The organism is Aeromonas sp. s2, from assembly GCF_040907935.1.
GTDB classification, from domain to species: Bacteria; Pseudomonadota; Gammaproteobacteria; order Enterobacterales; family Aeromonadaceae; genus Aeromonas; species Aeromonas dhakensis.
This window is the reverse complement of record NZ_JBFOCR010000022.1, coordinates 1-23891: the sequence shown is the minus strand read 5'-3', so window position 1 is coordinate 23891 and position 23891 is coordinate 1. Positions and strand designations below refer to the sequence as shown.

The following is a 23891-nucleotide window of genomic DNA, read 5'->3' as shown; positions in this document are numbered from 1 at the left end:
GTGAGTCATCAGAAGTTGTAGGTCATGCCCAGGGTGTAGCGGCGACCATCCAGCACTGTGCCGAAGCTGCTGTAGTCCACCGTCTTGTCGAACAGGTTGTAGACGCCTGCGGTGACGTTCAGATGTTCGTTGGCCTTGTAGACCAGACCCGTGTCGAAGAAGGTGTAGGAAGGGGTGCCGTCGGCCATTCTGACCCGGCTCAGGTAGTCCGAGGTCTTGCTGCGGAAGTTGACCCGTGACCAGAGGCTGACGTCATCGGTACTCTTCCAGTCAACCGTGGTGTTGAACATGTGGCGCGGCATCTGGTTAAGCGCCTTGCCCTCGTTCGGACCGCTCTTCTGCTCGGACTGGGTGAAGGTGTAGCTGGAGGCCAGCGACCACTTTTCGTTGATGGCCCAGTTGGCCGTGCCTTCCACCCCGCGCATGTTCGCCTTGTCGACGTTGATGCGGTCGCTGATGAAGTCATAGGTGTGACCGTTCAGGGTGCAGGAGGGGTCATCCTTGCTGGTGCAGCGGCGGATCTCGGAGATCTTGTCCTCGAAGTCGGTATTGAACAGGGTCAGCCCTGTGCTCAGCCCCTCCTGACCATCCCACAGCAGGGCGATCTCCTGGCTCACGCTGGTTTCCGGTTTGAGCTGCGGGTTGCCGACCAGCATGCCGTCCTGGGTGCCGCCGCCGGTGGCCTGGCCCCAGTTGGCGGCTGACATGCGCAGATCCGGTGAGCGGTAACCGGTGGAGACCCCACCCTTCAGGGTCCAGAATTCGGCCGGGTGCCAGACCCCGTACAGACGCGGGCTCCAGTGGGTGCCGTAGTTCTGGTCACGGTCCATCCGCACGCCGCCGGTGAGGGCGAAGCTGTCGGTCAGCGACCACTCGTCTTCCACGAACAGGGCCCAGCTCCAGCGGGTCAGCTGATTGGCACGGTTGGCCACGTTGAGCTGGTTGCCCTCATCCTGCAGATCCTCGTGACGGTATTGACCGCCCACGCTCAGGTAGTGAGCCCCCAGTTCGAACTGGGTATGGGTGTCGGCGATGGTGTTGATGAGCTTCATCTGACGGCCGGGGTTGGTGTTCTCTTCCCGCTGTAGGTAGCTGGTGGAAGAGCCGAAGTCATAACGGCCGTCGTGGGTGATGGCGTAGTTGGTGCGCCCGTAGGTGTTCAGGCTGGGCTTGGCCTTGGCTGCCAGAGAGTCGCCTGGGGTCCGGTTGCGATCCTGCAGACCGCGGCTGGCCTCGAAGTCAAAGCGGTTGTGCTCGTCCGGCGTCAGGCTGAACACCACAGTGCCGCTGCGCATCTCCTGTTCGGCGAACCCGTTCTGGAACTGATCCTCGCCGCGGTGGGAGAGCAGACCGTTCACTCGCACCCCCAGCAGGCCATCCACCAGGGCGCCAGCGGTGTAGGCGTTGCTCTGGAAGATGTTGCCGGAGTCCTTGTTCTCCTGGAAGGTGGAGTCGGCCTGCACCGAACCTTGCCAGGCCGTCATGCTGGCGGTCTTGCGGGTGATGATGTTGATGACGCCGCCCATGGCGTCGGAGCCGTAACGGGAGGACATGGGGCCGCGTACCACCTCGATCCGCTCGATGGCCTGCAGCGGCGGCAGCCAGCCCTGCTCGATGCCGGGGCCGTCGCTGTTGGGACGGGTGCCGCGGCTGTCGACCCGCTTGCCGTCGACCAGCATCAGTGTGTACTTGGAGCTCATGCCGCGAATGCTGATGTCACTGCTGCTGCCGCCGCCGGTGATCACCACCCCCGGCACGTCCTTCAGGGCGTCGGTCACGTCACGGTAGGCGCGTTTCTCCAGTTGCTCGCGCGTCACCACCGAGATGGAGGCGGCGGTGTTCTCGATCTTCTGCTGGAAGCCGGAGGCGGTCACCACCATGACCTCCTGTTCGGCGGCATGGGCGTTGGCGGCGAGGACGGCGAGAATGAGCGTGGTCAGCTTGTTGCGGTGCATTGTTATCATGTTGGCCTGAACTCTTTTTTAGTAAGAAGATGCATTCATCCTTTGGGTGAATCGATGGGGGGTCTCGCCGCATCCCGCGTGAAACCCGGACCAGGCAGGTTCAATCGAATAGTGATCCCGGCGGTCGGCAGGCATTGTAGTGATCACTGATGGCTGTGTAAATGATAATTAATCTCATTAATATTGTGCGGTTATCCTCTCGCCAGCAGAGAAGCGGAGGTATGCAAGGATGGGAGCAGGGCGGGGATGGCGGGCAGGGTGAATTCGAGGCAACAAAAAACCCGCCGAAGCGGGTTTTTTCAATTCTTGCAGTGGATCCGTTCAGCCGGCAGAAGCGGGGTGACGGTATCCCTGACTTGAATTACAGGGCAACTACGTTGGCAGCAGCCGGGCCTTTCTGGCCTTGCTCGATGGTGAACTCAACGCGCTGACCTTCTTCCAGGGTTTTGAAACCGTTGGACTGGATAGCGGAGAAGTGTACGAACACGTCTTTGCTGCCATCAACCGGGGAGATGAAGCCAAAACCTTTTTCGGAGTTGAAGAATTTTACGGTACCAGTCACTTTGGACATAATAATTACTCTCAAATTTAGTGTTTGAAATGCCATCAGATGGCAAGTTTTGATTTTTCGTCAGCAATACGTAGGGGAAGCACTAAAGAAGGAGAATTATTCGTCAAGCATCATCGAAATAACACTTGCACTAATCACTGCTTTACTAAAATGACTGCCTAACATAATCAGGACTGAACTGCCGAACTATCGCTGTCGATTAGAACACGCACGCTTTGTTAAAGCAAACTTTATCTCTCAGTTGGCACTCTGTGCCGGATGACTGGATTTTCAGGACGATTTTACCTTTTATATCAATAGCATGAATATCCATTTCAGGTGCGTTTCGGGTTGGGGTGAATCCCTTTGTGCGCAGAAAAAACGAGATAAAGGGTCATGCGAGTCGACAGATAATGTCACGTCAAGGGTCAGAACCTTCCCCTTCCATCATGAAAAAGCCAGCCCGTCGACAGGGCGTGGGCTGGCTACATTCGGTTGAAACGGCATGATCAAGGCTTCTTTCGAAAGCGATTGCTGACGGAGTCAACCCAGCTGAATGTCTCGGGCAGTACCTGATTGGCGGCCCGTTCCTTGGCCTTGTCTCTTGCGAGTTGTGCCGCCGCTTTCGCAGCTGCTGCCCGGTCTGCGACCACCTTGAGCCGGCCTTCCTCGCGTATGCGATTGCGTTCGGCATTGGTCAATGGGTGGTCCGCGTTGGCCTGTGCTTTTTGCAGCAGCAGGGTGATCCCGGCCTTTTCGGCGTCGGTGAGATCCTTCATTTCCAGCTTTTTCACGGCGTGTACCTGATGACGGGGAGGGAATACCCTACCACGTCACCTGGCTGTTTATTGTGCTGTCGATGGCATTCCCGATGATTTCCCCGGTTGGACTAGGCGTGACCGGTTGGTTCGACATGGATCAGCACGATGGCGTGGGGCAGATGGCGCTGGATCCCTTGCTCTATGCGGTCACAGATGGCGTGAGAGTGCTCGATGCTCATCTCCTTGGGCAGTGTCAGGTGGAAGTCGATATGGCGGCGACGCCCCGCCTGACGGCTGCGCAGGTCGTGGAAGCCGCCGTGCTCCGGGCAACACTCCTCGATCACTTGGGTGGTGATGGCCAGCTCCTCCTCGCTCATGCTGTGATCCAGCAGGGGCTGGAAGGCCTGGTTGAGCATGGCGATGGCTTCTCTGAGGATGAAGAGCGCGACCCCGATGGCGACGAGGGGATCCAGCAGATAGAGGTTGTAGCCCAGCGCAGAGGCGATCCAGATGCCGAGCAGACCGGCAGCCACCCCGAGCGAGGTCAGCACATCCGCCTTCAGATGCAGGGCATCGGCGGCCAGCGCCACCGACTCTTCCTCCTTGGCGACCCGGTAGAGATAGGCGGAGACGCCGCTGTTGACCAGCGCCGACAACAGCATGACCAGCACGCCGAGTCCGACGCCTTCGATGGGAGTGGGGGTGATCAGCTTGCCGACGGCCTCGAAGATGATCCAGCCGGCGGCCAGCAGGATCAGCAGCGCTTCGATCACGCCGGAGACATTCTCTATCTTGTCGTGGCCATAGGGGTGGCGCGGGTCGGGTGGAATATCCGACTTGCGCACGGCCACCAGCGCGATCAGGGCGGCCACCAGATCCATGGCCGAGTGGATGGCTTCGGAGATGATGCTGACGGAACCGCTCAGTATGCCGGCAATTATCTTCATGACAATCAGGCTGATATTGGAGCAAACCGAGACCAAGGCGGCTCTGGTTTTTCTGGTCATGGGATATCCCTATTCTCGATGAAATAGTTTGAAAATAAGGCCTGATAATATCAGCTTGCGTTAATAATGACTTCTTGAGGTTGTAACTTTTTGTTTCCGGCGATAGTGAGAATGCTTATCCAAATTAACACTGCTCGTTTAAATAATAGTTATTTTGGTTTTTGGTGATTTATTTCAGGTGGTCACCAAATAATATTGATAATCGCTACTTTATAAGGCTTCCGGTGTTTTTACGGCCGTTCCTTCCCCGCCCAGGAGTGCCTGACGGGGGTCATCGGCCCCGGTTTGGCGCGGCGTGACGGATGAGGGTGGATTCTTGCGCAAGATTGGGGGTATGCTGGATTGAGTGCGATCTTGGGATCGTCACTGAAAGCGTACTGTAGTCTACGATTCGGATGGCATGCTGGAACCTGGGTTCCAACTGTCTGGGTAACATTTTTGGAGTTTGATGATGAGTAACAAAGAACATCACAACGGCAAAGATGCCAAGAAAAAACCGCAGATGTCACTGAAAGAGAAGCGCGAAGCCAAACGTCAGAAAGCAGAACTGAAAAACGGCAGCGCGATGAAGTAACGCTCCCCATGCTGTAGTTCCTTTGGAGCCAGTAACAAAAAGCCAGCCTGTTTCGGGCTGGCTTTTATGTTTTTGGCGTGGGCTCAGGGGGTGGCGCCGTAGCTGGCAAATATCCGTTCGTAGCGGCCATCAGCCCGCATCTTGCCGAGCTGGCGATCAAACCAGCGTTGCTGCGCGGCCTGGCGAAAGGCGAAATGGTAGTGGGTGGGGGCGAACAGATCATATTGTCTGACCCGGCTGGGGGCATAGAGCTCGGCGCCATACTTGCTGGTGGCCAGTTGCGCCAGATAGTAATAGAACACCCGTTGCTCCAGGATCACCGCATCCACCCGCCCCAGCATCAGTCTGTGCACCTGTCCCTGCTGCTTGGCGACCTCCTCGTAACGGGGATTCTGGTCGGCCATGCTGGCGAAGGCTCCCCCCAATACCTGGCGTGCCCGCTGAAAGGCGCTGACCCTCAACTCTTTCATGTCGTCCAGCGTGGCGATATGGGTCTTGCTCAGGGTGAACACCCGGTTGTGAAAGGCGATGACGGGCTGCGACAGGAAGACGTTGTCCAACATCCCGGGTTTGACGTTGATAATGGCATCGAGCCTGCCGGACTCCAGCATGCGAAAGGTGCGCTCCAGCGGCAGATATTCGAAGCTGGGCTCGTAGCCGCTGCCACGAAAGGCTTCCCGCAGCAGATCGAGCTCGATGCCGCGTCCCTCTTCCTCAATCACATAGGGGGGAATGGCGAAACTGACCCCCACCCGCAGTGGCTCGCCGGCCAGCAAGAGGGGAGAGCGAAACAGCACGGCAAGGCTTGCCGCGAGCAGCAGGATACGAGACAAAAACCCCATGCGTTCTCTCTGACAAACGAATTGCCCTGATGATAAACCTTGGGCGGGCGACAGGGGGAGCAGGGTCGGCAACTCTGGTCGGGGGAGCCGGCTTGCGTGCCGCGCCTGCGTCAATAACGGGCAAAAAAAGGCCCTGCGTGAACAGGGCCCTCTGAACTGTGAGCTTCCCTTAGAACGGGATGTCGTCGTCGAAATCCATCGGCGGCTCGTTGTATACCGGCGGAGCGGACTGCGGCTGCTGGGCCGGACGGCCATAACCGCCCTGCTGTTGCTGCATGTTCTGCTGCGGAGCCGGGCGGGACTGGTTCATCGGCTGCTGGGACTGCATGCCCTGTTGCGGCTGACCCCAGTTGCCCTGGGACTGACCGCCCATGCCCTGACCGGCGCCTTGCGGACGGCCACCCAGCATCTGCATCACGCCGCTGAAACCATCGACCAGCACCTCGGTGGTGTAACGCTCCTGGCCGCTCTGATCCTGCCACTTGCGGGTCTGCAACTTGCCTTCCACATAGACCTGGGAACCCTTCTTCAGGTACTCGCCTGCCACTTCGGCCAGCTTGCCCATGAAGACCACGCGGTGCCACTCGGTGCGCTCTTTCTGCTCGCCGGTCTGCTTGTCGCGCCAGGTGTCGGAGGTGGCCAGGGTGATGTTGGTCACGGCACCGCCGCTCGGCATGTAGCGCACTTCCGGGTCTTGCCCCAGGTTACCGATCAGAATGACTTTGTTGATGCCTCGACTGGCCATAATCTCTCTTCCACCCTTTGTATTCCGGCCAGGCCATATGCCCGGACCAATTCAACATTTCGTTTGTTTTCTGCGAGATACGCAAGAACGCCGCAGGCGCTTGCGACTCATGTGATGACTGAACCCGGGTTGGCTCGCCTGTCGACTGCCATGCCGTTTCCAGATTTTGCCCGCAATAGTAACAGTTTTTGGGGAGAAAGACGTCTTCTTCGTCGCCAGCTTCTCCGGACCGAGGGGTTAACTTACACGAGGCGGGCCTTGGCCAGCAAGTGAGCCGCAGAGGGGGACGCCTAGCATCGAAACCCGGGCGCGAAAAGTGAATTCGATGACGCTACGACAGCCCCTGTCTGCCCGGATGCCAGCATTCCACCCAAATGGGGGGGGGCTGCTAGTTATTTGTATTGCTTGGAAAATTGGTGAGTTTCAAAGGAGGCGCATCGCCGTCTAATACTTTTTTAATGCTGCACCCCACGGGGGGCTTGGTACTCTCTGCTGCCGAAAAAAACCATGGCCGCAATGTTCAAGGACCAGCCTTTCATGAGCACCCCATATCCCATCGTACTGGTAACCGAAAACAATGTGCAGGCAACCAGCTTCCAGAGCTATCTGGCCGAGCAGCTGGCACTGCCCATTGTGCTGGTAAGCACCCTGGAGGAGCTGCCGCAACCGGACGAGCTCGAGCCTCGTCCGCTGTTTCTGGTCGATCTGGACTACCTCAAGTCGAGCCAGCAGGCAGGATGGCCGCGGGAGATCTCCAGCCGCTTCGGGGAGGCCAATACGGTGCTGCTCAATGCCCCGACCAGCACCGATCGGGAATTGCTGCTGATGTGGCCCCATACCAGCGGACTCTTCTTCTGCCAGGATCCGCTGGATCGGCTGGTGCTCGGCATTCGCAAGGTGCTGGAGGGGGAGTACTGGATCCCGCGCCACCTGCTGTGCGATCTGGTCAACTACTACCGCAAGGGTGGGGAACATCACCTGCGCAACCAGACGCTGCTGACCGTGCGCGAGCAGGAGATCATCCGCTATCTGATGACGGGCGCCTCCAATACCGAGATCGCCGACAGCCTGTTCGTGAGCGAGCACACCATCAAGTCCCACCTCTATAACGTCTTCAAGAAATTGAACGTGAAGAACCGCTTGCAGGCGGTGAGCTGGGCCAAGGAATATCTCTGAAATCGATGGGGATGATGGATAAAACCTGTCTATTCATCCAGTAGTCTCTATGCCATACTGACTCGCTCAGGTTTCCGTATCGAGCGTGCAACAAGATGGAAAAGATCGTGGTCCGGGGTGCTCGCACCCACAACCTCAAGAACATCAATCTGACCCTGCCCCGCGACAAGCTGATCGTGGTCACCGGCCTCTCCGGTTCGGGCAAATCCTCTCTGGCGTTCGATACCCTCTATGCCGAGGGGCAGCGCCGCTACGTGGAGTCGCTCTCCGCCTATGCCCGCCAGTTCCTCTCCCTGATGGAGAAGCCGGACGTCGACCATATCGAGGGGCTCTCGCCCGCCATCTCCATCGAGCAGAAGTCCACCTCCCACAACCCGCGCTCGACCGTCGGCACCATCACCGAAATCTACGACTACCTGCGCCTGCTGTTTGCCCGGGTCGGTGAGCCGCGCTGCCCGACCCATGCCATTCCGCTCGCCGCCCAGACCATCAGCCAGATGGTGGATCAGGTGCTGGCACAGCCGGAGGGGAGCAAGCTGATGCTGCTGGCCCCGGTGGTGCGTGACCGCAAGGGTGAGCACACCAAGCTGCTGGAGAACCTGGCGGCCCAGGGCTACATCCGTGCCCGCATCGATGGCGAGGTGTGCGACCTGTCTGACCCTCCCGCGCTGGAGCTGCACAAGAAGCACACCATCGAGGTGGTGGTGGATCGCTTCAAGGTGCGCGATGACCTGGCCCTGCGTCTGGCCGAGTCGTTCGAGACGGCGCTGACCCTCTCCGGCGGCATAGTACTGGTGGTGCCCATGGACGGCGAGGAGGGGGTCGCTCCCATGACCTTCTCCGCCAACTTCGCCTGCCCGGAGTGCGGCTACTCCATGTCGGAGCTGGAGCCGCGCATCTTCTCCTTCAACAACCCGGCCGGAGCCTGCCCCACCTGTGACGGCCTCGGGGTGCAGCAATATTTCGATCCCGCCAAGGTGATCGGCGATCCGGCCATCAGCCTGGCCAACGGCGCCATCCGTGGCTGGGACAAGCGCAGCTTTTACTACTTCCAGATGCTCAAATCCCTCTCCGAGCACTACAAGTTCGATCTGGATACGCCCTGGGAGGATCTGCCGGTCAAGACCCAGGAGGTGATCCTGCGCGGCTCCGGTCGTACCGAGATCGAGTTCCGCTACATGAACGACCGCGGCGATGTGGTGGTGCGCAAGCACCCGTTCGAGGGGATCCTGCACAACATGGAGCGCCGCTACCGGGAGACCGAATCCAACTCGGTGCGTGAAGAGCTGGCCAAATACATCGCCAACAAATCCTGCACCAGCTGCGGTGGCAGCCGGCTGCGGGAAGAGGCGCGCCACGTCTTCGTCGACAACCGCAATCTGCCGGCCATCGCCGAGCAGTCCATCGGCGATGCGCTGGCCTTCTTCGAAGGGTTGAACCTCACCGGCCAGCGCGCCCAGATTGCCGAGAAGATCCTCAAAGAGATCGTCGAGCGGCTCGGCTTCCTGGTGAATGTGGGTCTCAACTACCTGAGCCTGTCCCGCAGCGCCGAGACCCTCTCTGGTGGTGAGGCGCAGCGGATCCGGCTGGCCAGCCAGATCGGGGCCGGTCTGGTGGGGGTCATGTACGTGCTGGATGAGCCCTCCATCGGCCTGCACCAGCGGGACAACGAGCGGTTGCTCAAGACCCTGACCCACCTGCGGGATCTCGGCAACACCGTGATCGTGGTGGAGCACGACGAGGACGCCATTCGCCTCGCCGACCACGTGCTCGACATCGGCCCGGGGGCGGGGGTGCACGGCGGGGCCATCGTCGCCCAGGGGACGCCGGAAGAGATCATTGCGAACCCCGAATCCCTGACCGGTGACTACCTCTCCGGCCGCAAGCAGATCGCCATCCCGGCCGAGCGCACCCCGCTCACCGGCAAGTGGCTGAAATTGAAGGGGGCGAGCGGCAACAACCTGCGCAACGTCAACCTGGACCTGCCCATCGGGGTGATGACTTGCGTCACCGGCGTCTCCGGCTCCGGCAAGTCGACCCTGATCAATGACACCCTGTTCCGTATCGCTCACCGCGAGCTGAACAAGGCGACCGAGTCCACCCCGGCTCCCTATCGCAGCGTCGAGGGGCTGGAGCACCTGGACAAGGTGGTGGACATCGATCAGAGCCCCATCGGCCGTACTCCGCGTTCCAATCCGGCCACCTACACCGGTCTGTTCACTCCGATCCGCGAGTTGCTCTCCGGCACCCAGGAGGCGCGTTCCCGCGGCTACCAGCCGGGCCGCTTCTCCTTCAACGTGAAGGGGGGGCGTTGCGAGGCGTGCCAGGGGGACGGTGTCATCAAGGTGGAGATGCATTTCCTGCCGGACGTCTACGTACCGTGCGACGTCTGCAAGGGCAAGCGCTACAACCGCGAGACCCTGGAGGTGAAGTACAAGGGCAAGAACATCCACGAGATCCTCGAGATGACGGTGGAAGATGCCCGCGAGTTCTTCGATCCGGTACCGGCGGTGGCGCGCAAGCTGCAGACCCTGATGGACGTGGGCCTCTCCTATATCCGCCTCGGCCAGTCGGCCACCACGCTCTCTGGCGGCGAGGCGCAGCGGGTCAAGCTGGCGCGGGAGCTCTCCAAGCGGGATACCGGGCAGACCCTCTACATCCTGGACGAGCCGACTACAGGGCTGCACTTCCACGACATCCAGCAGCTGCTCAAGGTACTGCACCAGCTGCGGGATCGCGGCAACACTATCGTCATCATCGAGCACAATCTGGACGTCATCAAAACCGCCGACTGGATCGTCGACCTGGGGCCTGAGGGGGGTGCCGGTGGCGGCCGCATCCTGGTAACGGGGACGCCGGAACAGATCAGTCGTTGCGAGGATTCTCATACGGCCCGCTTCCTGGCACCTCTGCTGGCCAGATAAAGCGTTCAATAATTGTGACAAGGGGCCCTGGGCCCCTTGTTTTTATTGTGGTAATTCAGTGACCTCTCGGCGGGCCTATCCTCCATACTTGGGGCAAGACCCTTCCCGCTTCGCATTGCCATTCAAAGGATATTGGCGCCCATGGCTCAACCGTCCCGCTCCATCGACCATCTGCTGGCCTACTCCATGTTTCCGGTCTGGGCCGGAGCCATCCTGATGCTGCTCATCGTGATCGCACTGGCCCAGGTGCCGGCGGCGCAGCGGGTCGAGGAGCGACGGATGGAGGAGCACCTGCAGCGGGTGATCAGAGCGGTGCAGAACGACATCGGCGCCATGAATGCTTTTACCCGGGACTGGGGGATCTGGGATCAGAGCTACCATTTTCTGGCCCACCCCAACCAGGCCTACATCAACTCCAATCTGCTGGTCGACACCCCGATGCGGGACTTTGAACTCAACGTGTTGAGTTACATGGATTTGCAGGGCTCGGAGATCTGGACCCGCACCCTGTTGCCAGATGCGCCGGACGCGGATACCACCCTGTTGCCCTCCTTTCTGGACGATCTCAAGCTGCAGCTGCTGCGCGAGTCACGGCAGGCGGGCATCAGCAGCCTGAGTGGCGTCAGACGCTCCCAGTGGGGACCGCTCATCTTTTCGCTGCAGCCGGTGACCGATACCCTCGGCAGCGTTAAACCCAACGGTTATCTGCTGGCGACTCGCTGGCTGGACAAGCGCTATCTGCAGGATCTGGGGGAACGGACCGCGCTCACGCTGACCATAGCCCAGCCAAGAACGCGCGAGCATCTGGGCTCCTTCAAGCCACTTGGGCCGCATATGAGCTACCGGCTGGTCGATCTCGGGTTGCAGCAGGTCAGAGGGGAGGGGTTGCTGCTCGACAACGACGGCGAGCCTGTATTGACCCTGATCGTGGACGAGGAGCGGGACGTGTTGCTGGGGGCGATGGAGGGGGCGATCTGGACCTTCATCGGCATGCTGCTGATAAGCTTCGCCTGCATTCTGATGGCACTGGCCCGGCTGCGGGCCATCGTGCTGGGGCCGATCGGCGAGCTGGTGGGGGCGCTGCACCAGTTTACCGAAAAGCAGGACGCGAGCGTGCTGCCCATCATCGACAGCAGCCAGGAGATGGCGCTGCTCAGCCGCAAGTTCCGCGAGATGGCGGCCAGGATCAGCCTGCACCACAGTGCCCTGCAGGCCCACTCCTCCCGCATGGAGGTCGCCGCCTATACGGATCCACTGACTCATGCCTTCAACCGCCGTTATCTCGATGAGTGGTTGCTGAACCGCCAGGATCCGGCGGCAGGCTGGGTGCTGGTGATCCTGGATCTGGATCACTTCAAACGGGTCAACGATCGCTTCGGCCACGACATCGGCGATCTGCTGTTATGTCAGCTGGCCGAGCTGTTGCGAGGGGCGCTGGATGAGGAGGAGCCGCTGATCCGGCTGGGTGGCGAGGAGTTCATGCTGTTGCTGGCCAGAGAGGAGCCAGGACAAGTGGCGGAACGGATCGAGCGCCTGCGCCGCAAGATCGCCGACTGCCGTTTCGGGCGGGAGGAGCTGCCGCTGCGCATGACCGTCTCGTTGGGATTCTGCGATTATCCTCTGCATGCGGAGCTGGAGGACTCTTTCTGGAGTCTGAGTTTCAAGCTGGCGGACATGGCCCTGTACCGGGCGAAACAGGAGGGCCGGGATCGCTGGCGTGGATACAGCGGCGAGCTGGGGCGGGCACAGTGGAGGTTGAGCCCGGAGCAGCTGGCGGAAGGGGAGTGGCTGTTGTGCCAGGCCTCCCACGCCAACCAACCGGTCTAATGGGTCAGGATCAGCAGGGCCATGCCGAGCACGAAGCCCAGCAAAATAAACAGAAAAGAGCCAATGCCCCAGATGGCTGCCAATATGGCTACTATTTTGTCCCTTCTGGTTTGTGGTTTCATAAAGAATTACTTACAGCCCGGCTACATGGCCCGCAAAAATACTCTTGTTGGACGAGTGAAACAACCGTTTTCAGTCGTTTTTATCCGCAATAAGATATGTTGAAATTATTTCTTATTGTAGTTGTTAAGGCGGCAAATCTCTCCAGTTAATTGTTTTTATTTGATATTTTTGGTGTTTTTCACGATGCTCAGCGTGGTTGTAAGCTGCTGTACACATCCATCTATTTCTTGGTAACGTTTGAGCTAAATCAATAACTCGGCATTCACATCCCTTTATAGTTTTCGGGCTTGCAACATATAAAACGAAAACTAAAAGGAATACGTGATGAAAAAGATCCTTCCTCTGATGATCGCAGCAGCGCTTGCGTCCCCCGTCGCCATGGCTCACCAGGCCGGCGATTTTCTGGTGCGTGGCGGCCTGGCTTTCGTTTCTCCGCAAACGAGCAGTGACAACGTGCTGGGTACCGGCGAGCTGGAAATCGACAGCAATATGCAGCTGGGTCTGACGCTCTCCTATCTGATTACCGACAACTGGGGTGTCGAGCTGCTGGCGGCCACGCCCTTCTCCCACTCCGTCTCCACCGCCGGCCTGGGCGAAGTGGCCAAGGTCAAGCACCTGCCGCCGACCCTGATGGCGCAGTATTACTTCGGTGATGCCAACAGCAAGGTTCGCCCCTATATCGGTGCCGGTATCAACTACACCACCTTCTTCGACGAGCAGGGCCGCGGTGCGCTGGATGGTACCGACGTGAGCGTTGACTCCTCCTGGGGCATGGCCGGTCAGGTCGGTCTGGACATGGCGATCAATGACCGCTGGTTCGTCAACGCTTCCGCCTGGATCATCGATATCGATACCGATGTGCACACCGCCGTCGGGACCATCAATACCTCCATCGATCCCATGGCCTTCATGTTTGGTGTCGGCTATCGCTTCTGATAGGACACAGGGTTGGCCTCCCCACGGGCCATTACAGCTAGCATGTCTCTTTGGCCCGGCACAGTCCGGGCCCTTTTACGTTCAGGCCACTCCCCGCCAACTGTGATCCAACCCCATATAGATCAATAAAATACCCTCGGTCTCCCCTCTATAATTCGCCCCTTGTGCCGATAGTGTCTATGTTCACGTTACCTTTCCCCCACGAGTGAGGATGTCTCCATGGGTTTATCTATTGTGCAGCGGATCATCGCCGGATTTGTGTTGATGCTGCTGCTGTTGATCCTGCTGGGTGTGATCAGCACCCTGAAGATCAGGGGCATCAACGACGGTTTGTCACAGGTTTCCGACCGGGCAACCCCCCTGGTGATTGCAGTGGCCGGTCTGAAGGGGGCCCTACAGGACAGCAACCGCTGGGTGCTGGTCTACCGGACCAATGAGGATGGCAGTCAGTTACCGCAGCTGGCCAGCCAGTTCAAGGAGCAGCAGGCGCGTTTCAGTCAGCTGAGCCAGGAGATGGACAAGTTCAGTGGGGTGACCGAGGCCGGTTCCCGCTTCCAGCAGGTCGATGCGGCGACCAAGCAGTTCTACGGCCTGGCCGAACAGGTGCTCTCCCAGCACAGTCAGTGGGTCAATGCCCAGGATCAGCGCCACAAGCTGGAGATTGCCTTCATCCGGCTGGAAGACACCTACCAGTGGGCGGCCGATCTGCTGCTGCAGCAGACCGCCAGCAAGCGCTCCATGCGCAACAAGGCGGAGCTCATCACCTCGGGCATCGCGCGCGACCTGAAGAACATTCGCCGGGCCGATGCCAAGACCGACCTCAACGAACTGGAGAAGGTGCTGAGCAAGGACATCGAGATGGCGCGCAAGCGGCTTGACCGGGTGCTGGTGCCGGATGACGTGAAGCAGCGCTTCGTCTCCAACCTCGACCGGATGCAGGAGCTGGCGCTCGGCCCGCAGGGGCTGCTCGCCACCATGCGCAATGCCCAGCAGCTGGCCGCCTCGCTGCAGACCCTCAATCAGCAGCTCGACGCCAGCCTGATCAACAGCCTGGGGCTGCTCGACGAGATGGGACAGTCGGCCGGCTCGATTGCCAGCCAGAGCCGTACCACGGCGGATGACGCGGTCAGCAGTGCCAGCTTCTGGATCCTGATCGTGGCCGCCATCTCGGCTGCCGCCGCCCTCATCATCGGCTATACCACGGCGCGCAGCATTCAACGTCCGCTGCAGATGATCAACAAGGAGCTGGATTACATGGCGGCCGGGGACATGACCCGCCGCATCAATTACCGCAGCAGCTGCGAATTCGGCGCCCTGGCCCGTTCCATCGATGTGCTGGCCGGCAAGACCGGCGAGCTGCTCTCCCAGATCAATGCCGGCTCCCGTCATCTGGTGGAGGAGGCAAGCCGCGCCGCCGAGATCAGCGAAAGGGCGGTATCCCGGGTACAGGATCAGAAGAGCCAGACCGATCAGGTGGCTGCCGCCATCACCGAGCTGGAGGTGAGCGCCACCGAGGTGGCTCGTTCCACCGACGGCACCAAGCGGGAAGTGGATCTGGCGGATGACGAAGCTAGAACCGGTCGCCAGAAGGTGGCAACCACCCGTCGCATCACGGAACAACTGGCCGGTGCCATGGAGGAGGCCGTCGGTATCACCTACAAGCTGGGCGAATTCAGCGACAACATCGGCAGCATTCTCGACGTGATCCGCAGCATCGCCGAACAGACCAACCTGCTGGCGCTGAACGCGGCCATCGAGGCGGCGCGGGCCGGTGATGCTGGCCGTGGCTTCGCGGTGGTGGCCGACGAGGTGCGGGCGCTGGCCAACCGGACCCAGACGTCGACCGAAGAGATCCAGGCGATGATCGAAAACCTGCAGAGCTCGAGCAAGCTGGTGGTGGAGGTGATGGGGCGCAGCCAGGAGCAGACTCACAGCTGTGTCGAACAGACCCGGGAGATGGATGCGGCCCTGCAGTCCATCGCCGACCGGATGAGCGCCATCAAGGCGATGGCGGATCAGGTGGCGCACGCGGCTCAGGAGCAGATCTCGGTCAGCCAGGGGGTGGCACGCCATATCTCCGGCATCGCCGAGGTGGCCTACGAGACCGAGCGGGAGGCACGGGAGTCGGCCAGCAGCAGCGAGGTGCTGGCGGATCTGGTGGCCAAGCAGCAGCAATTGATCGCACATTTCAAGGTTTAGGAGGGCTTATGTCTAACAAGTGGATCGGGGCCCTGAGTCTCCTGTTGTGTGGTCAGCTGATGGCCAGCGAGCTGGTGATCGAGAGCTGGCGGATAGATGACAAGGCCTTGTGGGAGCAGAAGATCATCCCTGCCTTCGAGGCCTCCCACCCGGGTATCCAGGTAAAATTCAACGGGGTGCAGAATGTCGACTACATGCCGACCCTGTGGGCCAGCCTGAAGGAGGGCAAGGCAGGGGATCTCATCACCTGCCGGCCGTTCGACGACTCCCTGGCCCTGTTCAAGGCGGGCCATCTGGCGGAGCTGACCGAGATGTCGGGGATGGAGAACTTCCCGAGCTTTGCCCAGTCACCCTGGCAGACCGACTCCGGCGCCCAGACCTTCTGCGTGCCCATGGCCTCGGTGATTCACGGCTTCTTCTACAACAAGAAGATTTTCAGTGAGCTGGGGCTGAGCGTGCCGCAGACCCGGGATGCCTTCTTCGCGGCGCTGGACAAGGTGAAGGCCGATGGCCGCTACGTGCCGCTGGCCATGAGTGGCTCGGAAAGCTGGGTATCCTCCGAGCTCGGCTTCCAGAACATAGGCCCCAACTACTGGAAGGGGGAGGATGGCAGGCTGGCGTTGATCGGGGGGCAGGAGCGCTTTGACAACCCGCCCTACATCAAGGTGTTCGAGGAGCTGGCGCGCTGGCGTCCCTACCTCGGCGAAGGTGGCGAGAGCCGCGACTATGCCGCGACCAACGAGCTGTTTACCTCGGGCAAGGCCGCCTTCTACGTGGCGGGTTCCTGGGAAATCGCCCCCTTCACCGGCAAGGTGGACTTTGGCGTGATGCGCCCGCCCGTGGCAAAACAGGGCGATGGTTGCTTCTTTACCGATCACACCGACATCGGGATGGGCATGAACCCGGCCAGCAAGAACAAGGAGGCGGCCATGGCCTTCCTGCAGTGGCTGACCACGCCCCAATTCGCAGAGCTCTATACCAACTCGCTGCCCGGCTTCTTCTCCCTCTCCAACCACTTCTTCGAGGTCACCAACCCGGCGGCGAAGGAGATGATGGAGTGGCGGGATCAGTGCGACTCCACCATCCGGGTGGCCACCCAGATCCTCTCCCGCGGTACGCCCAAGCTGGGGGACGAGCTGGCCGAAGTGAGTCAGGCCGTGCTGCTCGGCAAGATGGAGCCCAAGGCGGCAGCCGATCGGCTGGAGCAGGGGCTGAAGGGCTGGTATCCGCCCCATCAGGGCAACAAGGTGAAAGGGGCAGATTGCCAGTGTGACGCTCCTGCCGTCGTGCCTGCGGTGTCGGCCGCAGCGGCGACCACCGAACCTGCTGCTGCACCTGCCGCGACGCCGGCGGTGACAGATACACCAGCCGACCCGGCGCCGTCAGCAACGCCTGCCGCAGCGGCATCTGCTGCGGCAGCCCCGCTACCGGCGCCGTCGGCCGAGGTGGAGCAGGCGCTCTCCAATGAGCTGGAAACGCCGCAGCAATAGCTGCCGGCAGATATACAACGGGAGGCATCAGCCTCCCGTTTTCTTTGCTGCCCGTGGTCTGATTCATTGCTCCGTACGGGGCCAGCGGCAGAGACTGCCGATGCGGGCCACCGGAGCGAACCCGAGCGAGCGATAGACGCGCTGGGCGTGATAGTGCTCGTCGGCCACTATGATTAGCCGGTTGACCCGCGTCAGCCCGTGCCTGGCAACCTGGCTCAGCAGCTGGCGGCATAACCCCTGATTGCGCCATGCCTGCCTTGTGCGCACCAGCTGGAAGCGCCCCAGAGTATCGGTGAAGAAGAGGCCGCAACTGGCGACCAGCTGTTCCTGCTGCCAGATCCCCCACCACTGACCCAGCCCGTCCCCGATCATCGCCTCATACAACTGGCGGCGTGACTGCAGATAGGGCAGGTAGCTCTGCTCCGAATGGCCGGGATCCCGCTCCTCCAGTTCAAAGGCGAGCCACTCGTCCCAGTCGGTCGGGGTAAAGGGGCGCGCAGCCACCGTCGCGGCTGGCGGTTGCCAGTCGGTGGCCTCCAGCGCCAGCACCACACACTCCATGTATTGGTATCCCGCCGCCACGAAGCCGGCGACCCGGCTGTTCTGTCCGGCCGCGAGAGGCCACTGGAAGGTGCGGTGCCTGACCCGGGGATCCTGCCCGATCAGCTTGTCGAAACTGGCCTCGAGCCAGCCCTTGTCGTGATCGCTGGGGGGGAAGGGGAGCAGCAGATAGTTGCCAAAGTAGTAATCGGGAGCATCGGGAGTGCGCACGGCCCAGAACTGATCATGGTCGACCACGTTGCCCTGATAGCGATCGAACAGCAAGTCGGTGGCAAAGCCGGGGTGGGTGTCCATGATGATGCTCCTGCGAATTGTTCAATTGGTTATCGGCAGGAAGGAGAAGAGGTTGAAAAGGGGCCGGAGAAACCTCCGGCCAAACAATCACACGCAGATTCAGAACGTCCAGGACGATCTGCGTTCATCATAACGCGACTCGCCGGATTTTGGGATGGGGTGCCAATCGTTACTTTGGCTTTATTGCCAAATAAAAATCGGCGGCCTTCCTCTCGCTGTAAAACAGTGTTGACTTTGTGTCATTTTCTCATAAAGATAGAAAGACGTTTAGACGTCCAAACATCCGTTTTGACGTAGAGAAATGGATTGCAGGGCAGGGAGAGAGCAGATGGGATTTCACAGCGCACGTCAGGTTGAGGCACTCAACCAGAGTCTGGCAGATTTGAGTGGCGACATTTCGGTCAGTTTCGAGTTTTTTCCGCCCAACAGCGAAGGGATGGAAAATACCCTGTGGCAATCCATCGAGCGATTGAAGGTGCTGGAGCCCAAGTTCGTGTCGGTGACCTATGGTGCCAACTCGGGCACCCGGGATCGCACGCACAAGGTGATCAAGGACATCAAGGAGCGGACCGGTCTGATCGCCGCCCCTCACCTGACCTGTATCGACGCCAGCCGCGACGAGCTGCGCACCATTGCCCGCGACTACTGGAACAGCGGCATCCGCCATATCGTGGCGCTGCGCGGCGACCTGCCCCAGGGCCTGGAGAAGCCGGAGATGTATGCCACCGACCTGGTAGCCCTGCTCAAGGCCGAAGCGGACTTCGATATCTCGGTGGCCGCCTACCCGGAAGGTCACCCGGAAGCGCGCAGTGCGCAGTCGGATCTGCTCAACCTGAAGCGCAAGATCGATGCCGGTGCCAACCGCGCCATTACCCAGTTCTTCTTTGACGTCGAGACCTACCTGCGTTTTCGGGATCGCTGCGCCGCCATCGGCATCGATGCGGAAATCGTGCCGGGGATCCTGCCGGTCTCCAACTACCAGACCTTGGCCAAGTTTGCCGGTTTCACCAACGTGAAGATCCCGCGCTGGATGCATCAGCGTTTCGAGGGGCTGGATGACGATCAGATGACCCGCAACATGGTGGGGGCCAGCATCGCCATCGATCAGGTACGGGTGCTGAGTCAGGAGGGGGTGAAGGATTTCCACTTCTATACCCTGAACCGCTCCGAGCTGACCTACGCCATCTGCCATACCCTGGGGGTGAGGCCGAAAGGCCAGCCGTAACGGATCGCGGGTACAAAAAAAGCCAATGAGCTGCTCATTGGCTTTTTTGTTATGGCGACCAATCAGGGTCTGGTGGGAGCGATCTCTTTGGGTTCGAGATCGATCACCGCATTGCCGGCGGCGCCGGGGTACTGGTGATAGCTCTGGTCCTGCTCCAGGGTGTAGAAGGTATCCAGATAGTCATCGTTGTTGGTCATCCAGGAGTCGGGCAGTGCCTTGACGATACGACCGCCGAGATCGAGGAAGGGCAGAGCCTCGGGCACGCCGCCAGCAGTGAAGGCCAGCTTGAGGGCATCGATGAACAGGCCGCTCAGCTCCTTGTAGTTGACGTTGTCGTCCTGCTCCATCATGACGATGTCGACGGCACCCCAGCGATAGCGATCCCAGTAGACCAGGATCTGGTTGGGGGTGTAGTCGGTGTTGTCATAGTCGAGATAGGGCATGTCGACGATGTCGACCACGGGCTCATCCCGGCTGGGATTGACCCCTGCGACCACCGCATACACTTCGGCCGCACCCAGCAGCCAGGGCTCCTGATCATCCTTCAACCGAATTTTCTTCAGGATGCTGGTCTTGAGCGGCGCCGTGCTGGCAGCCGCACGGGGAGCCACCTGCATGTCGGCGGCAGCCAGCGCCTTGCGGATCACCTTGAGGCCGGCGTTCTTGGCCTTGACGGGATCGGCCTCCACGACCAGGACCGGACGGGCCGGTGCCTTGTCCACATCCAGATAGACGGGGTTGCCGGCGCTGTCGAAGGCTTCGATGGCGCTCCAGCTCTTCTCATCTCCGCTCGGTACATAGGCGACCAGCGGCTCGACACCCTGCTGCAGCGCGGCGGCCTGTTCCGGGTTGGCCAGTCGCAGTTGCATCAGCTCCTTGACCTCTCCGTCCAGCCCTTGCCGGCTGATGGCTGCCTGGTTGGCATCCCGGGCCTGGCGTTTCAGGCGCGGACTGGCCTTTTGCAACAGGTTGGGCAGCGGGCTCTGGTACTCCTGATTGTTCAGCAGCGGCAGCAGGTTCTTCTGCTGCAGCGCGAGCTGGCGGGCCAGCTCCCGATCGGTGTCGGCAGCCTGGGCGGTGGTGGCGCCCAGCAGTGCCAGTAACAAAATGACAGCCTGATTCCTCATTATTATTCTCCAGTTTATGAGTCTGACATGAGGCACGCATCGGGGAAGAAGAAGTGCCTCGCCACCACTTAATGGCAATTAGTTTCAGCTGTGAACCAAATTCTCTGAATTATGTGCGGTGTCTCACGGGGGGCTCCCCAGATGGTCAGGTCAGTTTCTCCGCTGGTTGACTTGATGCAGGATGATGCCGATGAGCAATCCCCAGCAGGCGGCGCCGATGCCTAGCAGGCTGATGCCGGAGGCGGTGATGATGAAGGTCAGCAGGGCGGCCTCACGGGCATCGTCGTGTTGCAATGCGGTGTGCAGGCTGCTGCCGATGGTGCCGAGCAGCGCCAGCCCGGCGACACAGGTCACCAGCGTGGTCGGGAAGGCCGTGAACAGCGCCGCCACCGTGGCCCCGAAACAGCCGGTCAGCAGGTAGAAGCCCCCGGCCCACACCGCCGCGGGCCAGCGCCGGTTGGCGTCCGGATCCACCTCTTTCCCCATGCAGATGGCCGCCGTGATGGCCGCCAGGTTGAAGGCGTAGCCGCCGAAGGGGGCCAGTAACAGGCCGGTCAGGCCGGTCCAGGTGATGAGAGAGGAGGTGGCGGGTTGATAGCCGTGGGCCCGCAAAATGGTAATGCCGGGCATGTTCTGGGAGGTCATGGTGACGATGAACAGCGGCAGGGCAATGCCGAACAGGGCATCAAAAGAGAATTCTGGCCAGACCATGGCCGGGCCGGCCAGTTGCCAGTGAATGACGTCAAGCTGCAGCTCCCCTCGCAACAGACAGATGAGGATCCCGACTGCCAGCACCAGCACCATGGTATAGCGGGGCCAGAGATGGCGACCGAGCAGGAATGCCAGCAACAGGCTGCCGAGCAGCAAGGGATCTGCCGGGGCGACCTTGAACAGATCCAGTCCGAACTTGAGCAGCACTCCGGCCAGCATGGCCGCCGCCAGCTGGGCCGGGATATGGCGCATCAGCCGGTCGAACCAGCCGCTGATGCCGCATAGGGTGATCAATAGAGAAGAGATAACGAAGGCGCCGATGGCCTCGGCCAGGGTGAAGTTGCCGAGGCTGGTGATGAGCAGGGCAGCACCTGGGGTCGACCAGGCGGTCAAGACAGGGATGCGGTAGTAGAGGGAGAGGCCGATGCAGCTGATACCCATGCCGATGCCCAGCGTCCATAGCCAGGACGCGAGCTGGGCAGCATCGGCCCCTGCTGCCGTGGCTGCCTGAATGATCAGGATGACCGAACTGGTATAGCCGACCATCACGGCGATGAAGCCGGCGACCAGATGGGGGAGGGCAAAGGGCATGGTGACGTCCTTGTGGGGTTGTGACGGTTTGTGCGTTATTGCGTACAATATTGCTTCAGACTATATCGCTGTGCGCTATAGCGCACAAGGCGATTCAAGCAAGCGCAACAAAGAGGCATTCATGCAAGAGATGAATCAGCATCTGGCCCAACGTCTAAAGGACTTGCGCAGCGAACTGGGCTGGAGCCTGGATGTGGCGGCGCGGGAGACGGGAGTGAGCAAGGCCATGCTGGGCCAGATTGAGCGGGGGGAGTCGAGCCCGACGGTGGCCACTCTGTGGAAGATTGCCACCGGCTTTCGTGTCTCTTTCTCCAGCTTTATCGAGCCGGCTCCCACGACGCAGGACGATGTGCTTTATCGCACCGCCGATGCCATTCGCCAGCAACCGGCGGGAGAAGGCATGCAGGTCGCTCCCCTCTTCCCTTATGAGGGGCGTTTTGGTTTCGAATTGTTTGAGCTGACTCTGTTGCCCGGCTATCAACGAGAGTCAGAACCCCATGAACCCGGGGTGACCGAACATGTCATCGTCATCAGCGGCCAGATGGAAGTGCTGGTGGAAGGGGAGTGGCGCTCCTTGACGCAGGGGGAGGCGGTGCGTTTCGCGGCCGACCGCCCCCATGGCTATCGAAATCAGGGGGTGGCCCCTGCAATATTCCACAATCTGATCCACTATCCGGCCAGCAGATCTTGACCCTCACGGGTCAGCCAGGGCGCCCATCAGCCCGGGGGCTGGTCAGTATGGGGGCATAGACCCAGACAAACAGAGCATATGCCAGGCTCCAGGCCAGGCCGCTCAGGTTCCAGCCGTACAGGGTATAGGCAGGCCAAAGCAGCGGGATCAGCACCCGGAGCAGGGCGGCCATGATGACCAGCACGAACGCGCACTGGATCCTGCGCCCCACCTGCAAGGCCCGACCGCTGTGGCCGAGGGAGACCCTGGCTATCATCCCCAGGATCATGGTCCCCATGCAGCCGGCACTGAGCAGGTGGCTGGCGAGCGACAAGCTGATGGGCAGGCCGGCGGTCAGAGCACCAAGGGCGAGCAGGCCGAGAGGAATAAACAGGTAGGCTAGGTGCAGCGACCACAAGAGGGGTTGGCCAAGGGTGGACGGCAGTTGCCAACGCAACTGGCGCCACAAGTGCAAAACGGCCGCCACTATATATAGAGGAAGCATGTAGAGGCTGGTCACCCATGGGGTGGGTAGCAGCAGCCAGCTCACCAGTATGAGCCACAGCGTGGCAAGGGAAGCCCGTTCCAGCCAGAGAATAGGGACGACTTTTTCCATCCCGGTGGCTCTGGCGGTAAAGAAGGGAATGACTCGCCCTCCCATCACGGCGATCAGAGTCGTAAACAAGAGCACGGTGGTGATGAGCAGATGTTCCATATCTGCCCACTGTGTCTGCCACAGCCAGCTGACGGCGTTGAGCAGGGTCAGAACGACAAGCAGAGGCACAAAGAAGAGGTTGCGCCACTGCCTGGTTACCACTATGGGTTTGGCCAGATACCAGGCGCAAAGAGGCAACCAGAGCAGGTCTGCCGTCATCAAGAAGGTATTGTGCTCACCCAGCCAGGGCAGCAAGGCCCTCGGCAATGCCCATAGTACGACGACCAGCACCAGGGGCCAGCTTCTGACCCCGGGGTGAGCGGTCCAGTTTTGCACTGCCGTCAGCAGAAATCCCGCGACGATCGCCGCCCCGAAACCAAACAACATCTCGTGAGCATGCCACCAGATGGGGTTGCCAATCCCCGTCAGAACGAACCAGCCATTGAGCTGCCCCAGCCAGCCCAGCATCGCCAATGCCGAGAACAAGGCGCCAAGCAGAAAGAAGGGCCTAAACCCGAGGCGGAACAGAGGAACGATTTTCTCCTCTTTGCGGCTATCCAGGATCTGATGCATGGCGAGACCTTAATTGAACATTTGAAAAGCTAATTATAAATTGGCTTTTCAAATGTTCAATTTAAATCCAATGAAAGACCGAAATGGTGGTGATGAGAGCGAAATAGAACCGCTTTGCTGCATATCTGAGCGAACGAGTTTTTTTGGTGAAAAAGCCCTTGTCATTGCGGCGCGCCTCCCTATAATGCGCCCTCACCAGCACGGCAGAACACGCCAACCTGATGAGCTCGCTTCCTCGTGAAGCCAGCGCCGAAAGAAAAGCGAAAACAAGCGCTTGACTTTCGAAGTGAGGAAGGTATTATACGCCACCTCAGCGCGACAAGCGCCACGCTCTTTAACAATTTGAATCAAGCAATCTGTGTGGGC

At 60.3% G+C, this 23891-nt stretch carries 19 protein-coding genes; 9 read left to right on the top strand and 10 right to left on the bottom strand.

The window, feature by feature from the left end; genetic code table 11:
- Positions 1–8: 8 nt before the first annotated feature.
- The 4 genes from AB5Y81_RS17970 to AB5Y81_RS17955 form a co-directional block, all read right to left on the bottom strand.
- On the bottom strand, positions 9–1955 hold the full coding sequence (locus AB5Y81_RS17970; protein ID WP_017782169.1) for a ligand-gated channel protein: 1947 nt from the start codon (positions 1953–1955) through the stop codon (positions 9–11).
- Between the two features lie 370 nt (positions 1956–2325).
- Positions 2326–2535 carry a cold-shock protein gene (locus tag AB5Y81_RS17965; RefSeq protein ID WP_005306081.1) on the bottom strand — a complete coding sequence of 70 codons (210 nt, stop codon included), beginning with the start codon at positions 2533–2535 and terminating at the stop codon, positions 2326–2328.
- A 488-nt stretch (positions 2536–3023) separates the two neighbouring features.
- Entirely contained in the window at positions 3024–3308 is a 285-nt protein-coding gene (locus tag AB5Y81_RS17960; protein ID WP_017785534.1) for a DUF3811 domain-containing protein, read from the bottom strand.
- A gap of 95 nt (positions 3309–3403) precedes the next feature.
- The gene (locus AB5Y81_RS17955; protein ID WP_010635891.1) at positions 3404–4282 is read right to left on the bottom strand and encodes a cation diffusion facilitator family transporter; all 879 of its coding nucleotides are present in this window, start codon (positions 4280–4282) and stop codon (positions 3404–3406) included.
- 451 nt (positions 4283–4733) lie between these two features.
- On the opposite strand from AB5Y81_RS17955, the gene AB5Y81_RS17950 reads away from it, so the two are divergent.
- Positions 4734–4856 carry a hypothetical protein gene (locus AB5Y81_RS17950; protein WP_005306071.1) on the top strand — a complete coding sequence of 41 codons (123 nt, stop codon included), beginning with the start codon at positions 4734–4736 and terminating at the stop codon, positions 4854–4856.
- Positions 4857–4939: 83 nt separating this feature from the next.
- On the opposite strand, the gene AB5Y81_RS17945 is transcribed toward AB5Y81_RS17950, so the two are convergent.
- Both AB5Y81_RS17945 and AB5Y81_RS17940 read right to left on the bottom strand, forming a co-directional pair.
- On the bottom strand, positions 4940–5698 hold the full coding sequence (locus AB5Y81_RS17945) for an ABC transporter substrate-binding protein (protein WP_279485197.1): 759 nt from the start codon (positions 5696–5698) through the stop codon (positions 4940–4942).
- 169 nt (positions 5699–5867) lie between these two features.
- On the bottom strand, positions 5868–6443 hold the full coding sequence (locus tag AB5Y81_RS17940) for a single-stranded DNA-binding protein (protein ID WP_043172002.1): 576 nt from the start codon (positions 6441–6443) through the stop codon (positions 5868–5870).
- A 516-nt stretch (positions 6444–6959) separates the two neighbouring features.
- Here AB5Y81_RS17940 and AB5Y81_RS17935 point away from each other — a divergent pair.
- The 6 genes from AB5Y81_RS17935 (at position 6960) to AB5Y81_RS17910 (ending at position 17118) form a co-directional block, all read left to right on the top strand.
- On the top strand, positions 6960–7619 hold the full coding sequence (locus AB5Y81_RS17935; protein WP_010635910.1) for a LuxR C-terminal-related transcriptional regulator: 660 nt from the start codon (positions 6960–6962) through the stop codon (positions 7617–7619).
- 95 nt (positions 7620–7714) lie between these two features.
- Entirely contained in the window at positions 7715–10543 is a 2829-nt protein-coding gene (gene uvrA / locus AB5Y81_RS17930; RefSeq protein ID WP_017782173.1) for an excinuclease ABC subunit UvrA, read from the top strand.
- Between the two features lie 141 nt (positions 10544–10684).
- Positions 10685–12370 (top strand): diguanylate cyclase, encoded by a 1686-nt coding sequence (locus tag AB5Y81_RS17925; protein ID WP_279485198.1) that lies wholly within the window; start codon positions 10685–10687, stop codon positions 12368–12370.
- Between the two features lie 447 nt (positions 12371–12817).
- On the top strand, positions 12818–13429 hold the full coding sequence (locus AB5Y81_RS17920) for an OmpW family outer membrane protein (protein ID WP_005306049.1): 612 nt from the start codon (positions 12818–12820) through the stop codon (positions 13427–13429).
- Between the two features lie 219 nt (positions 13430–13648).
- Positions 13649–15628 (top strand): methyl-accepting chemotaxis protein, encoded by a 1980-nt coding sequence (locus AB5Y81_RS17915; RefSeq protein ID WP_099360445.1) that lies wholly within the window; start codon positions 13649–13651, stop codon positions 15626–15628.
- An 8-nt stretch (positions 15629–15636) separates the two neighbouring features.
- On the top strand, positions 15637–17118 hold the full coding sequence (locus tag AB5Y81_RS17910; protein ID WP_208201492.1) for an ABC transporter substrate-binding protein: 1482 nt from the start codon (positions 15637–15639) through the stop codon (positions 17116–17118).
- A gap of 63 nt (positions 17119–17181) precedes the next feature.
- On the opposite strand, the gene AB5Y81_RS17905 is transcribed toward AB5Y81_RS17910, so the two are convergent.
- Positions 17182–17973: a GNAT family N-acetyltransferase gene (locus AB5Y81_RS17905; RefSeq protein WP_279485199.1), complete on the bottom strand. Its 792-nt coding sequence runs from the start codon at positions 17971–17973 to the stop codon at positions 17182–17184.
- Positions 17974–18301: 328 nt separating this feature from the next.
- Here AB5Y81_RS17905 and metF point away from each other — a divergent pair, with 328 nt between their 5' ends.
- The gene (gene metF, locus AB5Y81_RS17900; protein WP_005306036.1) at positions 18302–19198 is read left to right on the top strand and encodes a methylenetetrahydrofolate reductase; all 897 of its coding nucleotides are present in this window, start codon (positions 18302–18304) and stop codon (positions 19196–19198) included.
- Positions 19199–19260: 62 nt separating this feature from the next.
- On the opposite strand, the gene AB5Y81_RS17895 is transcribed toward metF, so the two are convergent.
- Both AB5Y81_RS17895 and AB5Y81_RS17890 read right to left on the bottom strand, forming a co-directional pair.
- Positions 19261–20325 carry a DUF3103 family protein gene (locus tag AB5Y81_RS17895; protein ID WP_279485200.1) on the bottom strand — a complete coding sequence of 355 codons (1065 nt, stop codon included), beginning with the start codon at positions 20323–20325 and terminating at the stop codon, positions 19261–19263.
- A 150-nt stretch (positions 20326–20475) separates the two neighbouring features.
- Positions 20476–21627 (bottom strand): benzoate/H(+) symporter BenE family transporter, encoded by a 1152-nt coding sequence (locus AB5Y81_RS17890; RefSeq protein ID WP_279485201.1) that lies wholly within the window; start codon positions 21625–21627, stop codon positions 20476–20478.
- 121 nt (positions 21628–21748) lie between these two features.
- Here AB5Y81_RS17890 and AB5Y81_RS17885 point away from each other — a divergent pair, with 121 nt between their 5' ends.
- Positions 21749–22318, top strand: coding sequence for a helix-turn-helix domain-containing protein (locus AB5Y81_RS17885; RefSeq protein WP_026141483.1), 570 nt, complete (start codon positions 21749–21751; stop codon positions 22316–22318).
- A gap of 10 nt (positions 22319–22328) precedes the next feature.
- Here the strand turns inward: AB5Y81_RS17885 and AB5Y81_RS17880 are convergent, their stop codons facing one another.
- Positions 22329–23525: an NnrS family protein gene (locus tag AB5Y81_RS17880; protein ID WP_017780903.1), complete on the bottom strand. Its 1197-nt coding sequence runs from the start codon at positions 23523–23525 to the stop codon at positions 22329–22331.
- Positions 23526–23891 lie beyond the last annotated feature (366 nt).

Excerpts from the sequence above, each read along its gene's own strand:
- AB5Y81_RS17970 (WP_017782169.1), bottom strand. The coding sequence starts at position 1,955 with ATGCACCGCAACAAGCTGACCACGCTCATTCTCGCCGTCCTCGCCGCC.
- AB5Y81_RS17965 (WP_005306081.1), bottom strand. The coding sequence starts at position 2,535 with ATGTCCAAAGTGACTGGTACCGTAAAATTCTTCAACTCCGAAAAAGGT.
- AB5Y81_RS17955 (WP_010635891.1), bottom strand. The coding sequence starts at position 4,282 with ATGACCAGAAAAACCAGAGCCGCCTTGGTCTCGGTTTGCTCCAATATC.
- AB5Y81_RS17950 (WP_005306071.1), top strand. The coding sequence starts at position 4,734 with ATGAGTAACAAAGAACATCACAACGGCAAAGATGCCAAGAAAAAACCG.
- AB5Y81_RS17945 (WP_279485197.1), bottom strand. The coding sequence starts at position 5,698 with ATGGGGTTTTTGTCTCGTATCCTGCTGCTCGCGGCAAGCCTTGCCGTG.
- AB5Y81_RS17940 (WP_043172002.1), bottom strand. The coding sequence starts at position 6,443 with ATGGCCAGTCGAGGCATCAACAAAGTCATTCTGATCGGTAACCTGGGG.
- AB5Y81_RS17935 (WP_010635910.1), top strand. The coding sequence starts at position 6,960 with ATGTTCAAGGACCAGCCTTTCATGAGCACCCCATATCCCATCGTACTG.
- uvrA (WP_017782173.1), top strand. The coding sequence starts at position 7,715 with ATGGAAAAGATCGTGGTCCGGGGTGCTCGCACCCACAACCTCAAGAAC.
- AB5Y81_RS17925 (WP_279485198.1), top strand. The coding sequence starts at position 10,685 with ATGGCTCAACCGTCCCGCTCCATCGACCATCTGCTGGCCTACTCCATG.
- AB5Y81_RS17920 (WP_005306049.1), top strand. The coding sequence starts at position 12,818 with ATGAAAAAGATCCTTCCTCTGATGATCGCAGCAGCGCTTGCGTCCCCC.
- AB5Y81_RS17915 (WP_099360445.1), top strand. The coding sequence starts at position 13,649 with ATGGGTTTATCTATTGTGCAGCGGATCATCGCCGGATTTGTGTTGATG.
- AB5Y81_RS17910 (WP_208201492.1), top strand. The coding sequence starts at position 15,637 with ATGTCTAACAAGTGGATCGGGGCCCTGAGTCTCCTGTTGTGTGGTCAG.
- AB5Y81_RS17905 (WP_279485199.1), bottom strand. The coding sequence starts at position 17,973 with ATGGACACCCACCCCGGCTTTGCCACCGACTTGCTGTTCGATCGCTAT.
- metF (WP_005306036.1), top strand. The coding sequence starts at position 18,302 with ATGGGATTTCACAGCGCACGTCAGGTTGAGGCACTCAACCAGAGTCTG.
- AB5Y81_RS17895 (WP_279485200.1), bottom strand. The coding sequence starts at position 20,325 with ATGAGGAATCAGGCTGTCATTTTGTTACTGGCACTGCTGGGCGCCACC.
- AB5Y81_RS17890 (WP_279485201.1), bottom strand. The coding sequence starts at position 21,627 with ATGCCCTTTGCCCTCCCCCATCTGGTCGCCGGCTTCATCGCCGTGATG.
- AB5Y81_RS17885 (WP_026141483.1), top strand. The coding sequence starts at position 21,749 with ATGCAAGAGATGAATCAGCATCTGGCCCAACGTCTAAAGGACTTGCGC.
- AB5Y81_RS17880 (WP_017780903.1), bottom strand. The coding sequence starts at position 23,525 with ATGCATCAGATCCTGGATAGCCGCAAAGAGGAGAAAATCGTTCCTCTG.